General features: G+C 74.1%; 10 protein-coding genes. 6 read left to right on the top strand and 4 right to left on the bottom strand.

Annotation, left to right across the window (positions count from 1 at the left end):
- On the top strand, positions 1-316 hold a 316-nt coding region (locus DMH12_RS17695), incomplete at its 5' end, for a PDZ domain-containing protein (RefSeq protein ID WP_148107531.1).
- On the opposite strand, the gene DMH12_RS17690 is transcribed toward DMH12_RS17695, so the two are convergent.
- Positions 309-1,061 carry a metallophosphoesterase gene (locus DMH12_RS17690; protein ID WP_125492552.1) on the bottom strand — a complete coding sequence of 251 codons (753 nt, stop codon included), beginning with the start codon at positions 1,059-1,061 and terminating at the stop codon, positions 309-311. The genes DMH12_RS17695 and DMH12_RS17690 overlap by 8 nt on opposite strands.
- 169 nt (positions 1,062-1,230) lie before the next feature.
- On the opposite strand from DMH12_RS17690, the gene DMH12_RS17685 reads away from it, so the two are divergent.
- On the top strand, positions 1,231-2,361 hold the full coding sequence (locus tag DMH12_RS17685) for an aminopeptidase P family protein (RefSeq protein WP_125492551.1): 1,131 nt from the start codon (positions 1,231-1,233) through the stop codon (positions 2,359-2,361).
- A 58-nt stretch (positions 2,362-2,419) separates the two neighbouring features.
- Entirely contained in the window at positions 2,420-3,364 is a 945-nt protein-coding gene (locus DMH12_RS17680) for an aminoglycoside phosphotransferase family protein (protein WP_125492550.1), read from the top strand.
- Between the two features lie 30 nt (positions 3,365-3,394).
- Here the strand turns inward: DMH12_RS17680 and treZ are convergent, their stop codons facing one another.
- Positions 3,395-5,140, bottom strand: a complete 1,746-nt coding sequence (gene treZ, locus DMH12_RS17675) for a malto-oligosyltrehalose trehalohydrolase (protein WP_125492549.1) — start codon at positions 5,138-5,140, stop codon at positions 3,395-3,397.
- Between the two features lie 268 nt (positions 5,141-5,408).
- Here treZ and DMH12_RS17670 point away from each other — a divergent pair, with 268 nt between their 5' ends.
- From DMH12_RS17670 to DMH12_RS17660, 3 genes are all read left to right on the top strand, one after another.
- A complete protein-coding gene (locus DMH12_RS17670) occupies positions 5,409-6,641 on the top strand; it encodes an acetyl-CoA carboxylase biotin carboxylase subunit family protein (protein WP_185832379.1) in 1,233 nt (410 codons plus the stop codon).
- A gap of 60 nt (positions 6,642-6,701) precedes the next feature.
- Positions 6,702-7,253 (top strand): DUF1707 and FHA domain-containing protein, encoded by a 552-nt coding sequence (locus DMH12_RS17665; protein ID WP_125492547.1) that lies wholly within the window; start codon positions 6,702-6,704, stop codon positions 7,251-7,253.
- Between the two features lie 204 nt (positions 7,254-7,457).
- Positions 7,458-8,783: a M14 family zinc carboxypeptidase gene (locus DMH12_RS17660; RefSeq protein WP_125492546.1), complete on the top strand. Its 1,326-nt coding sequence runs from the start codon at positions 7,458-7,460 to the stop codon at positions 8,781-8,783.
- Positions 8,784-8,790: 7 nt separating this feature from the next.
- Here DMH12_RS17660 and treY read toward each other — a convergent pair whose 3' ends face one another.
- Both treY and glgX read right to left on the bottom strand, forming a co-directional pair.
- Entirely contained in the window at positions 8,791-11,211 is a 2,421-nt protein-coding gene (treY, locus tag DMH12_RS17655) for a malto-oligosyltrehalose synthase (protein WP_125492545.1), read from the bottom strand.
- Positions 11,212-11,304: 93 nt separating this feature from the next.
- Positions 11,305-13,422 carry a glycogen debranching protein GlgX gene (gene glgX / locus DMH12_RS17650; RefSeq protein WP_125492544.1) on the bottom strand — a complete coding sequence of 706 codons (2,118 nt, stop codon included), beginning with the start codon at positions 13,420-13,422 and terminating at the stop codon, positions 11,305-11,307.
- Positions 13,423-13,548 lie beyond the last annotated feature (126 nt).

Here is a 13,548-nt window from a genome sequence, read left to right as displayed (position 1 = left end):
GTCCACGGCCTCCACGCCGAGGGTCGCGGCGTCCCCCTCCCCGGCGCGGGCCGCCGCGACCCTCGGCGTGGAGGCCGTGGACCACGAGAAGCCGGGAGCCCTGGTCGTGGGCGTCCACGTGCCCGGCCCCGGGTACGCGGCGGGGCTGGTCCGGGGCGACGTGCTGCTGGTGTTCGGTACGACCCGCGTCGACTCGGCCGCCGATCTCGCACGGGCGGTGGCCCGCGCGCGGCCCGGCAAGAACGTGAAGATCACCGTCCGCCACGAGAGCGGCGCCTACCAGCAGTTGACGGCCGTACCGGGTGTCGTCACGTGACGGTGCGGAAGTGGCTGGTGAGCCGTCCGGCGTCGTCCAGGACGTGGTAGGCCAGCCCGACCGGCGCGTCCCGGTCCGCGACCTGCTCGCCCTCCCAGGGCAGCCGCAGGGTCCAGGTCACCCCGGGGCCGACCAGCACGGGCCGCCCGGCGAAGACGGTGGCGGCGGGGGTGTGGGCGTGCCCGGTGATCAGCCCGGCGACCCGGGGCCGCCGCTCCAGCAGCGCGGCGAGGCGCTCGGGCCGGCGCAGGGGGTACGCGTCGGGCAGGGGGTGGTGCAGGGGCGTCGGCGGGTGGTGGAAGGCGAGCAGCGCCGGGCGGTCGCCGAGTCCGTCGAGCGTCGACTCGATCCAGCCGTACGTCTCCTCGTCCAGCTCGCCCTCGTCGCTCCCCGGGACGCTGGAGTCGCACATCAGCACCGCGCCGCCGGCGAGGACACGCACCTCGTTGACCGGGCCGTCGGCGGCGGGCAGTCCCAGCAGGGCCTTGCGGTAGGGGGCGCGGACGTCGTGGTTGCCCGGGCAGGTCAGCACGGGGAACGGCGCGGTCCCGTCGCGCAGCCCGAGGAGCGCGGCGGCCTCCTCGTACTCCGCCTCGGCGCCGTGGTCCGCGATGTCCCCGGTCACCAGCAGCGCGTCCACCCGCCCCGGCAGTCCCCACAGGTGGTCACGGACCCGCGCGGCGCGCTCGGTCGAGCGCGGGCTCCCGTCGAGGTGAAGATCGCTGATGTGCGCGAGTACGAGCATGGTGCCCCCTCCTTCGGGCGCCCGGACGGCACGCCCCCTGACTAATGCTTGCAATGCATCAAACCATTAGCCAGGTCGGTCGATCAATGCCAATCGGCTCGCGCCGCCCCCGCGCTGCGGGCAGGATGCTGCCCGTGGTCCCTTCACTCTTTCGCCCAGGGAGGCCCGGATGACCGGCCGCAGGCCCGCCGCTTCCTTCACCGCCGACGACTACCGGGCCCGCATGGAGCGCGCCGCGGGCGCCGCCGCAGACGCCGGTCTCGCCGGACTGCTGGTGGCGCCGGGCCCGGACCTCGTGTGGCTCACCGGCTACGCGCCCACCGCGGACACCGAACGGCTCACGCTGCTCGTCCTCGCCCCCGGCCGCGACCCCGTAATGGTCGTCCCCACGCTGGAGGCCCCCGACGCGGCGAAGGCGACCGGCGCGCCCGCCCTCACCCTGCGCGACTGGACCGACGGCAAGGACCCCTACGCCGCCACCGCCGCCCTCCTCGACGGATCCGGGCGGTTCGGCATCAGCGACAACGCCTGGGCGATGCACCTGCTGGCCCTGCAGAGCGCCCTGCCCGGCACCTCCTACGCCTCCCTCACCGAGGCGCTGCCCATGCTGCGCGCCGTCAAGGACGCGGCGGAGCTGGAACTGCTGGCGGCGGCCGGCGCGGCGGCGGACGCCGCGTTCGAGGAGATCCGCGCCGTCCGCTTCGGCGGCCGCAGGGAGTCCGAGGTCGCCGCCGACCTCGCCGGCCTGCTGCTGGGCTTCGGCCACTCCCAGGTCGACTTCACCATCGTCGCCTCCGGCCCGAACGGCGCCAACCCGCACCACGAGGTCGGCGACCGCGTGATCGAGGACGGCGACATGGTCGTCCTCGACTTCGGCGGCCTGAAGGACGGCTACGGCTCGGACACCTCCCGCACCGTCCACGTGGGCGAACCCACTGACGAGGAGCGCCGGGTGCACGACCTGGTCCGCGACGCCCAGGAGGCCGGCTTCCGGGCGGTGCGGCCCGGCGCCGCCTGCCAGGACGTCGACCGGGCCGCCCGCGCGGTCATCGCCGACGCCGGGTACGGCGAGTACTTCATCCACCGCACCGGGCACGGCATCGGCGTCACCACGCACGAACCGCCGTACATGATCGAGGGCGAGGAGCGGCCCCTCGTGCCCGGCATGTGCTTCTCCGTCGAGCCCGGCGTCTACCTGCCCGGCCGGTTCGGGGTACGCATCGAGGACATCGTCACCGTCACGCAGGACGGCGGCCGGCGTTTCAACGACACCACCCGGGAGCTGGTCGTGGTGGAGTGACCGGCGACGGAGAAGACCCCCGACCGCCCCGGCCGACCCGGAGGACGACGGCGCGACCATGACCCAGGCACCGACACCCACCGCGGACACCGTCCGCCGACTGGTCGGCTCCCTGCTGGGCGGGAGCACGCGACCCGACGTACGGCCCGTCGCCGCGGGCGCGGGACCCGCCACCTGGTGGGTCGGCACCCGGCACGTGCTGCGGCTGGCCCCCGACCGCGACGCGGCCGTGCGCCAGCGCCGCGAGCTGCGCCTGCGCGAACTGGTGCGGCCGTACCTGCCCGTCGCGGTGCCCACCAGCGTGGCGCACGGCGAGTGGGCGCCGGGGCTGACCTACACGCTGGACGCCAAGGTGCCCGGCGGTTCCGGCGAGGACCACGACGTGTCCGCGCTGGGCGAGGCGGACCTCGCGGCCCTGCTCACCGCCGTGCGCGAGGTGCCGGTCCGCCAGGCCGAGACCCTCGGCGTGCCCCGGTCCGCCCCACGCTCCCTGGAGGCGCTGCGCGGGATCGCCGAGCGGGCCGCCGGACGCCTCGCCGAGGCCGACGAGTTCGACGCCACGCGTCCGGAGCGGCTCACCCGGCAGGCGGCCGCCCAGCTCGGCGCACAGCCGGGTGCGGCGGTCCTCGTCCACCACGGACTGACCGGCGAGCACCTGGTGGTCAGTGCCGACGGCCGGGTCCGCGGCGTCCTCGGCTGGACCGAGGCGGTCGTCGGGGACCCGGCCGAGGACATCGCCGGACTCGCGCTCTCCGTCGGCTCACCGGCCGCGGTGCGCGCCGCCACGCTCGCCGGGTACGGCGCCCGGCCCTGCCTGCGCGGCCTGTGGCTGGCCCGCTGCGACACCGCCGTCCAGCTCGCCGACGCCCTCGCGGGCCGCTCCGCCACCGCCCTGACCCTGCTGAGGACGCGGCTGCGGCGCGCCTGGGAGCCGATCCTGCTGGAACGGGTGACGGAGCTGCGCGAGGACGACGGGGACGGCACGGACGACGCGCCCGTCTGAGCGCCGCCCCGACGGCGACGCCGAGCCCCGTCAGTGCTGTTCGAGCACCACGCTCGACTCGCCCGGCACCCGCAGTATCCCGTCCGCGCCCGGTCCCTCCACCGGTTCCCACGCGGCGAGGACGCGCGCGGGACGGCTGCCCAGCGGGATGAGAGCCGGTTCGGGGCCCAGGTTGACGGCCACCCGGATGTCGCCGCGCCGGAAGGCGAGCCAGCGCGCCCCGGAGTCGTACGCCACCCTGGTGTCGGCGAGGTCGGGGTCGGTGAGGTCCGGCTGCTCGGCGCGCAGGGCGATCAGTCGCCGGTACCAGTCCAGTACGCGTGCGTGCGGCGCGCGCTCCGGTTCGGACCAGTCGAGGCAGGAGCGCTCGCGGGTCGCGGGGTCCTGCGGGTCGGGCACGTCCTCCTCCTTCCAGCCGTGCGCGGCGAACTCCCGCCGCCTGCCGCTGCGTACGGCCTCGGCCAGCTCCGGGTCGGTGTGGTCGGTGAAGAACTGCCACGGTGTCCCGGCGGCCCATTCCTCGCCCATGAAGAGCATCGGTGTGAACGGCGCCGTCAGCGTCAGGGTGGCCGCGCAGGCCGCGAGGCCGGGGGAGACCAGCGCGGCGAGCCGGTCGCCCCGGGCCCGGTTGCCGATCTGGTCGTGGGTCTGGCTGTAGCCGGTCAGCCGGTGCGCGGCCACCCGCCCGCGGTCCAGCGGGCGGCCGTGACCGCGCCCGCGGAAGCTGGAGTAGGTGCCGTCGTGGAAGTATCCCCGGGACAGCGTCTTGGCCAGCGCCGCCAGCGGGTCGCGCGCGAAGTCGGCGTAGTAGCCCTGCGACTCCCCGGTGATCGCGGTGTGCAGGGCGTGATGGAAGTCGTCGTTCCACTGCGCGTGCACGCCCAGACCGCCCTCCCCGCGCGGGGTGATGATCCGGGGGTCGTTGAGGTCGGACTCGGCGATCAGGAACAGCGGGCGGTCCAGGTCGGCCGCGAGGTCGTCCACGGCGGTCGACAGCTGCTCCAGGAAGTGGCACGCGCGCGTGTCCACCAGGGCGTGCACCGCGTCCAGGCGCAGGCCGTCGACGCGGTAGTCCCGCAGCCACGCCAGCGCGCTGTCCACGAGGTACGCGCGCACCTCGTCGGAGCCGGGCGCGTCCAGGTTGACGGCGACGCCCCAGGGCGTGTGGTGGGTGTCGGTGAAGTACGGACCGAAGACGGGCAGGTGGTTTCCGGACGGGCCCAGGTGGTTGTGCACCACGTCCAGGACCACGCCCAGACCCAGCTCGTGCGCCCGGTCGACGAACCGTTTCAGCGCCTCGGGCCCGCCGTACGGCTCGTGCACCGCCCACAGCGAGACACCCTCGTACCCCCAGCCGTGCCGGCCCGGGAAGGGGCACAGGGGCATCAGCTCGACGTGGGTGACGCCCAGTTCGGCCAGATGCCCGAGCCGCTCGGCGGCGGCGTCGAGCGTGCCCTCGGGCGTGTACGTGCCGACGTGCAGCTCGTACAGCACGCCGCCGGGCAGCGGCCGCCCCGCCCACTCGGCGCGCCAGGCGTGGCGGCCGTGGTCGACGACGGCGCTGAGCCCGTCCGGTCCGTCCGGCTGCCGTCGCGAGCGGGGGTCCGGCAGCACCGGCCCGTCGTCCACCGCGAAGCCGTACCGCGAGCCGTCACCCGCCTCGTTCTCCCCGCACCACCACCCCGGCCGCTCGGGATCGCGCTCCAACGCGCGCGTGGCGCCGTCGCACTCCAGCGTCACTCGGCCGGCCTGTGGTGCCCACACCTCGAACTGCACGGACGGTTCCCCTTCGTCTGCTCACCGTGATGTAGCCCGTCCATGTTCCTTCATGGGGGAGCGGGGGCGCGTCAAATACCTCGGTTCTCGTGTCCGGTTCCTTGGAGAGTGCTCCAAAAGCGTGAGCAGTCATGTGAGTTGTCTTCGTCTGTCAGGCCGATGGCCGCCGCGGCCGCCCCACGGGTTTGTTGGTGGAATGACAATCGGGGCGGGGCCCGCGCGGGCAAGCGGGCCGACACAGGTGCGGAAGATCGCGTTCCTGCGATCGGTGGGCATCCGGCGAGCCGATCCCTGCATTCAGCGGGCCGCACGCGAACTCGCGGCCGACGGGATCGAGGCCGGGCTGTTCCACACCAGCGGCACCGCCGGTGACGACGACTTCCCCGGCCACCGGGAACGGCTGGACCGGGGGGTGACACCGCGGGAGACGGCGGACGCCGTGGCCGCCTGGGGTGCGGACGCGGCGGTGTCGATCTCGCTGCCGTGCGAGAACGCGCTCCGCGACGCCGCGGCGAAGGCCTTCCTGGACGCCGTCGGCATCCCGACGGTGATGACCCCGCTCGCGGTCACGATGCTGCTGGTGGACAAGTGGGAGACCAAACAGCTCTGCCGGCGGGCCGGGCTGGACGTACCCGACGGATTCCACGTCGACTCCGACCTCCTCGCCGGCCGGGGCCTCCCGGTGCCCGGTTACCGCGACGCACCGCGCGTCCAGGCCGAACGCGTCGGCTACCCGCTGATGTCGAAGCCCGTCTGGGACTCGACCAGCACGGGCATCCGCACCCTGCGCTCACCCGCCGACCTCGACGCCCACCTCACGGCCGGCCCGGAGACGGTGTCGACGGTGGTGGAACAGGTGGTCGAAGGCGACCTGTGCAGCGTCGACATCGTGGGCCGCCCCGGCTCGTACCGGGTCCTGCCTCCGTGCTGGACCGGACGCGCCGGTGCGGAACCGGTGTTCACCGTCGCCGACCTGGGCTGGTGCGGCCCCCGCGAGGAGGCCGACACCGCGTTCGCCGACGTGGCCCGCACCCTGGCCGGCCTCTGCGGGAACCTCGGGGTCCACGGGTCGGTCAACGTGGACATGATCTACACCGGCGGACGGTTCGTCGTCCTGGAGATCAACCCGCGCATCGGCGGCGCCACCACCCTCTCGTGCGCGGCGTCCGGCAACAACACCTTCACCTCCCTCGCCCGCATGGCCCGCGGCCTTCCCCACACCGGAGGCATGGCGCGACGGACCTGCTGGGCGGTCGAGTTCCTCGCCGAGGACGGCATCCAGCCCAAGGCGCCGGCCGAACTCCGGCGGCGCGTGCGGGTGGTCACCGCGCACGGGCTGGTCATCGACGGCGTCTCCCACGGAGACATCGTCGTGTTCACGCTCGCCCAGGGCGAGGAGGACCGGACCGTCAGGGCCCTGTGGGAGCTGCACGAGGCGTCCGGATTCCCCACCACCGAGGTCATGGCCAAGATCAGTGCCCTGCTGGACCCGAACCGGTGAGGCCCCGGGCCGCGGCCGTGTCCTGGACACCCCACCCTCGGCTGACCGACAATCACCTGCGTGACGTCGTCCTTCGAGTTCCCCACGCACCCCGCGCGGTTGTCCGACGCGGAGCGCGACAAGGCGCTGAAGCTGCTCCGGGACGGCGTCGTCATGGGGCGGCTGTCGCACGACACGTTCGTGCGCCGGATGGAACTGGCGCTCGCCGCCCGCCGCCTGGAGGAGCTGGCCCCGCTCACCGCCGACCTGCCCACCGAGGGCCGGCTGTCCCGGTTCGTGTTCGGCACCGTCGAGGCGGTGTCCGGGTTCGGCGTGCGCCTCGGCAGGGCGTGGCGGGCCGAGCGGCTGCCCAAGCTGCTGCTGCCCCATGCCGCCACCGGCCACCCGCTGCGGATAGGGCGCGACCCCTCCAGCGGCCTGCGGCTGAACCACGAGACGGTCTCCCGGGTGCACGCGGAACTCAGCCGCCAGGGCGGCATGTGGGTGCTGCGCGACCTCGGCTCCACCAACGGCACCACGGTCAACGGACGGCGGGTCATCGCGGCGGCCGTGGTCCGCGAGGGCGACCAGATCGGCTTCGGCCGGATGACCTTCCGGCTCGCGGTGAACTGAGGGCGGCGGACGAGCCCGTGCACACCTCTGGCCTGGGCTTCACGCTTCGTCATGCGGTCTTCCGTGGCGTCCTTCCCTTTGCGTTGCGTGGTGTTGACGTACCCCCCAAGTCGTGACTGACTGTGCGTACACCGTGCGCGCCAGGTGAACCGTCGGCCCACTTCGTGGAGGTGTGCCCTGCCGCCCCTCCTGCGCTATCCGACCGTGGACGAGCTGGGTGCCCGGGCCGCCGCCTTCGTCGCCCGCCATCCCCGACACGCCCGGCTGCGCCAGGTCGGCACCTCCCGCGCGGGCACCCCGCTGCTGCTGCTCTCCGTCGGCCACGGCGGACGTCACGTCCTCGTCGTCGCCGGACCGCACGCCAACGAGCCCGTGGGCGGCGCCACCGCCCTCCGGCTGGCCGAGCGGGCCGCGGCCGACCCCCGGCTCACCGAGGGCGCCGACGCCACCTGGAACCTGCTGCTCTGCGCCGACCCCGACGGACTGCGCCGCAACGAGGGCTGGCTGTCCGGCCCGTACACCCTCGGCCGCTACGCCCGTAACTTCTTCCGGCCCGGGTTCCTGGAGCAGCCCGAGTGGCTGCCCGACGGCCCGGACCGCGCCACCCTGCCCGAGACCCGCACCCTGCTCGACCTCCAGGACGAACTGCGGCCCTTCCTCCAGTGCTCCCTGCACGGCGTGGACGTCGGCGGCGGTTTCGTCGAGCTGACCCACGACCTGCCCGGCATCGCCCAGCGCATCGCCCACGCCGCCGCCCGGCTCGGCATCCCCCGCGAACTGGGCGCCTACGACACCCTGTACTGGCCCGACCTCGGCCCCGCCGTCTACCGCATACCGCCGCCCCGCCGCGGCGACCTCACCGCCGCCATCACGGAGGCCGCCGTCGACTCGACCTGGTGCCACCCGGGCCGCTACGGCACGGTCACCGCGGTCGTCGAGGCGCCCATGTGGGGGGTCGCCGCCGTCGCCGACGGCACGCTCCCGGCCGACCGGGACGGGGTGCTGCGGGCCGTGAGCCGCGCCCTGCGGCACGACACCCGGCGCCTGCAGCACGTCCTCGTCCGCGTCCGGCCGCACCTGGCCGGGGTGCCGGAGGCGGCGCACCTGCTCGCCCCGGTCGACGACTACCTGCTGGTCTGCCCGCGGCTCGCCGACGCCTGGGACCCCGACACCGACGACGGGTCGGGCCGCTCGCTGCCGCCCATGAGCACCGCCCACCTGGTCGCCCTGCGCCTGGCCGGACGGCGCCTGGCCCTGCGCACCGCGGGGCTGCTGCACCAGCTGGTGACCCGCGCGGGGAGCGACCCGGCGGGCGTCCTGCCCGAACTGGACCGGCTCGTCGACGAGGGCTGCGCCGACTACCGCGACGGCTGCGCGGCCCGCTGGATACCGATCGCACGCCAGGTCGAGTACCAGACCCGGGTCGTCCTCGCCGCCTTCGCACTGGCCGGACGGCGCCCCACCGCGCGTTTACGGTCCGGGGAGCCCGGGTGGGGCTCCGAGGCCGCCGTGCCCATGCACCGGGAGTGATTCCGCCTCAGCCGTCCTGACCGGTGCCCTCCACCCGCTCCAGCAGCGCGACCGGTGTCACCGCCAACAGGTCCGCCACGCGCGCGTGCCCCTTGAACTCCCTCTCCGGCGCCAGCGCGTCGGCCCACCGGCCCGGCGGCAGCGGAAGCGTCGTGGCGCCCCAGCCGCCCTCCTCCGCCAGCCGCAGCGACAGCCGGGTGACGGCCGTGACGGTCTCTCCGGAGCGGACGAACGCCAGGCAGTGCGCCGCCGCCGGGCCCTCGGCGGGCAGCGGCTCGTAGGTCGCCGTGGAGCCGAAGGCGCCGGGCCGCCGGGCCCGCAGCGCGAGCGCCGCCCGCGTCACGGCCGCCTTCTCACCGGACGCCCCGGGCTCCGCCGGCCCTCCGTGCCCCCGCGGGCCGGCCGGGAAGTCCACCGGCCGCCGGTTGTCCGGGTCGACCAGGGCCAGGTACTCGTGCTCGGTGCCCTGGTACAGATCCGGCACGCCCGGCATCGTGAGGTGGATGAGAGCCGTGCCGAGGACGTTGGCCCGGATGTGCGGCTCCAGGGAGTCGCGCAGCGCGGCCACCCGCTCTCCCGGCGCGCCGCACGGCCCCGCCGCCACGAACGCCGCCACCGCCTCCTCGTACGACGGCTCCTGTTCCGTCCAGCTGGTGTGCGTCCCCGCCTCGCGCACGTGCTTCAGGAGCGCCTCCCGCACCCGTGCGCCGTCCGCGGGGCCCAGCCCGAACACCGTCTGCCAGGCCGCCCACGCCAGCTGCGCGTCCGGCCCGTCCTCGCCGGTGCGGGTGACCTCCGCGAGGACGTCCGCCCACCGCCCGGGGCACTCGGTGAGCACGGCCAGCGCGGCGCGCACGTCGGCGCTGCGCTTGGTGTCGTGCGTCGAGACGACCGTGCCCGTCGTCGGCCAGTCGCGCTGCACGCGCGCGCAGTAGGCGTGGAACCGCTCCGGGGACAGCGCCGGACCGCCCGGGTTCCCGCCCACCTCCGTCGCCGACAGCAGCGGCACGTAGCGGTAGAAGGCGGTGTCCTCGACGGACTTGGCGCGCAGCGCCGACGCGGTCTGCGCGAACCGGTCCCGGAACTCCGCGTGCTCCGGCCCGTCGCCGTACCGCCCCAGCACGAGGTCCCGTACGACGTCCACCGCGCCGGCCTCCCCCGGCACCGCGAAGACGGCGCGCGCCTCGGCCGCCGCCTCCTCGGTCACCACGGACGCCGCGTCCCCGGCGCCGTACGGCCGGTACACCTCCAGGCGCACCAGCAGCTCGCACAGCGCCGTGCGCAGCGCCCAAGGCGCGCGGTCGCGCAGCGCGGGCTCCGGCGAGGCGGCGCACAGGCGGTGCGCCACCCGGGTCAGGCGGTCCGTCTCGGTGGCCAGTTCGTGCCCGAGCACCCGGTGCGCCGCCCGCCGCACCGTCGCCGCCCAGTCCCCGCCCAGGTCCTCCCGGGGGGCGGCGAACGCACGGTAGCGCCCGAGCAGTTCCCCGTACCCCGCCGGGTCCGTGAAGACCCCGTCGACGTGCCGCAGGGCGTCGTATCCGGTCGTGCCCGCGACGGGCCACGCGGCCGGCAGCCGCTCCCCGTCCGCGAGGATCTTCTCCACCACCGTCCACCGCCCGCCGCTCGCCTCGTGCAGCCGCCGGAGGTAGGCGCCGGGGGCCGCCAGGCCGTCGGGGTGGTCGACGCGCAGCCCGTCGATCACCCCTTCGTGCAGCAGCCGCAGGACGGTGGCGTGCGTGGCCTCGAACACCTCGGGATCCTCCACGCGTACGCCGATCAGCTCCGAGATGCTGAAGAAGCGCCGGTAGTTCAGCTCGGTACGGGCCAGCCGCCACCACACCGGGCGGTACCACTGGGCGTCCAGGAGCTGCGGCAGCGGCAGGTCCGCGGTGCCGTCCCGCAGCGGGAAGACGTGCTCGTGGTAGCGCAGTACGTCGCCGTCCACGCGCAGCTGGTCGAGGACCTCGCCGACGGGAGCGCCGAGCACCGGCAGCAGGAGCTGCCCGCCCTGCGCCTCCCAGTCGATGTCGAACCACCGCGCGCGGGGCGACGCCGGGCCCTGGCGCAGCACGTCCCACAGGGCGCCGTTGTGCCGGGGGGACATCGCCATGTGGTTGGGCACGATGTCCACCACCAGGCCGAGACCGTGCTCCCGCGCGGTGCGCGACAGGGCCCGCAGTCCCTCCTCGCCGCCCAGTTCCGCGCGCACCCGCGCGTGGTCCACGACGTCGTAGCCGTGGCCCGATCCCGGCACCGCCTCCAGCACCGGCGACAGGTGCAGGTGGGACACGCCGAGCGAGGCCAGGTACGGCACGGCCGCCGAGGCGGCGGCGAAGGGGAAGTCGGGCTGGAGCTGGAGCCGGTAGGTGGCGCGGGGAGCGGAGGAGGGGGCCGTGGACGTCACCGGGTCGGGTCGCTCAGGTGTCATGCAGAGCTACGTACCCGCCCCGCCGCCTTTCGTGTCACCGGCCCCCTGCACGGGTGAGGGGCGCCCACGCCGGGCGGACGCCCCGCGCCCGCGCTAGACGGGCCGCTGGAGCACCACCAGGCTGCGGTCCACCAGGGTCAGCCGGTCCCCGGCCTGCACCTTCTGCCCCGTCTCCGAGGGCACCCCCTCGGGGAGCGCGGTGTCCACGACCACCTCCCACTGCCGGCCGTGGTCCACCGGCACCACGAATTCCAGCGTCTTGGGCGCGGCGTTGAACATCAGCAGGAACGAGTCGTCGGTGACGCGTTCCCCGCGCGGGCCGGGCTCGGAGATCGCGTTGCCGTTCAGGAAGACGGTCAGCGCCGACGCGCGCGCGGAGTTCCAGTCCCGCTGCGTCATGTCCGCGCCCTCCGGGGTGAACCAGGCGATGTCCGACAGCTCGTCGCGGGTGCCCTCCACGGGGCGCCCGTGGAAGAAGCGGCGCCTGCGGAAGACCGGGTGGTCCTTGCGCAGCCAGACCATCGACCGCGTGAACTCCAGCAGCCCCGCTGCGGCCTCCTCGCCTTCCGGCCAGTCCACCCAGGCCAGTTCGTTGTCCTGGCAGTAGGCGTTGTTGTTGCCCCGCTGGCTGCGCGCGAACTCGTCGCCGTGGCTGATCATCGGGACGCCCTGGGAGAGCAGCAGGGTGGCGGTGAAGTTGCGCATCTGCCGCGCCCGCAGCTCCAGGACCGCCGGGTCGTCGGTGTCGCCCTCGACGCCGCAGTTCCAGGAGCGGTTGTGGCTCTCGCCGTCCCGGTTCTCCTCCCCGTTGGCCTCGTTGTGCTTGTCGTTGTACGCCACCATGTCGTGCAGGGTGAAGCCGTCGTGGCAGGTCACGAAGTTGATCGAGGCCAGCGGGCGGCGCCCGTCGTCCTGGTAGAGGTCGGAGGACCCGGTCAGCCGGGAGGCGAACTCCGCGAGCGTGCGCTGCTCGCCGCGCCACAGGTCGCGCACCGTGTCCCGGTACTTGCCGTTCCACTCGGTCCACAGCGGCGGGAAGTTGCCCACCTGGTAGCCGCCCTCGCCCACGTCCCAGGGCTCGGCGATCAGCTTCACCTGCGAGACCACCGGGTCCTGCTGCACCAGGTCGAAGAAGGACGACAGCCGGTCCACCTCGTGGAACTGCCGGGCCAGGGTGGCCGCGAGGTCGAAGCGGAAGCCGTCGACGTGCATCTCGGTGACCCAGTACCGCAGCGAGTCCATGATCATCTGGAGTACGTGCGGGGACCGCATCAGCAGCGAGTTCCCGGTGCCCGTGGTGTCCATGTAGTAGCGCGGGTCGTCGGTCAGCCGGTAGTACGAGGCGTTGTCGAGGCCCTTGAAGGACAGCGTCGGACCCAGGTGGTTGCCCTCGGCGGTGTGGTTGTAGACCACGTCCAGGATCACCTCGATCCCGGCCTCGTGCAGCGCCTTGACCGCCGACTTGAACTCCAGCACCTGCTGGCCGCGGTCGCCCCAGGAGGCGTAAGCGTTGTGCGGGGCGAAGAAGCCGATGGTGTTGTAGCCCCAGTAGTTGTTCAGCCCCATGTCCACCAGGCGGTGGTCGTTCACGAACTGGTGCACCGGCATCAGCTCCAGCGCGGTCACCCCCAGCTCGGTGAGGTGCTCGATCAGCGCCGGGTGCGCGAGGGCCGCGTAGGTGCCGCGCAGCTCCTCGGGAAGGCCCGGGTGACGCATGGTCAGTCCCTTGACGTGGGCCTCGTAGATCACCGTGTGGTGGTACTCCGTCCGGGGGCGCCGGTCGTCGCCCCAGTCGAAGTACGGATTGACCACGACCGAGGTCATCATGTGCGGGGCCGAGTCGAGGTCGTTGCGCCGTTCGGGCTCGCCGAAGTGGTAGCCGTAGACCTCCTCCCCCCACTGCACGGCGCCGCTGATCGCACGCGCGTACGGATCGAGGAGCAGCTTGGCGCTGTTGCAGCGCTGCCCGTGCTCCGGCGCGTACGGGCCGTGCACGCGGTAGCCGTACCGCTGCCCCGGCATCACACCCGGCAGGTACGCGTGCCGCACGAACGCGTCGCTCTCCCGCAGTTCGACGGCGGTCTCCGAACCGTCGTCGTGCAGCAGACACAGCTCTACTCGGTCGGCGGCCTCCGTGAAGACCGCGAAGTTGGTGCCGGCGCCGTCGTACGTGGCACCCAGTGGATACGCCTCTCCAGGCCAGACCTGCATGAACACGACTCTTTCAGGTGTGGGGCGCCGGTGCGGACGCCTTGGCTGCGAGTCTCCCCGAAAGTGAGGCGACCACCTAGCACGTACGTCTCCCTACCCACCCTTCGGCGTTCTGCTCCACACGCG

This window comes from Streptomyces sp. WAC 04229 (genome assembly GCF_003947455.1).
GTDB lineage: Bacteria > Actinomycetota > Actinomycetes > Streptomycetales > Streptomycetaceae > Streptomyces.
Note: the sequence above shows the minus strand (reverse complement) of the source record. Positions and strands in the feature narration are given on the sequence as shown.

What these genes read in the sequence shown, in the direction of transcription:
- DMH12_RS17690 (WP_125492552.1), bottom strand. Translation starts at nt 1,061, where the DNA reads ATGCTCGTACTCGCGCACATCAGCGATCTTCACCTCGACGGGAGCCCG.
- DMH12_RS17685 (WP_125492551.1), top strand. Translation starts at nt 1,231, where the DNA reads ATGACCGGCCGCAGGCCCGCCGCTTCCTTCACCGCCGACGACTACCGG.
- DMH12_RS17680 (WP_125492550.1), top strand. Translation starts at nt 2,420, where the DNA reads ATGACCCAGGCACCGACACCCACCGCGGACACCGTCCGCCGACTGGTC.
- treY (WP_125492545.1), bottom strand. Translation starts at nt 11,211, where the DNA reads ATGACACCTGAGCGACCCGACCCGGTGACGTCCACGGCCCCCTCCTCC.
- glgX (WP_125492544.1), bottom strand. Translation starts at nt 13,422, where the DNA reads ATGCAGGTCTGGCCTGGAGAGGCGTATCCACTGGGTGCCACGTACGAC.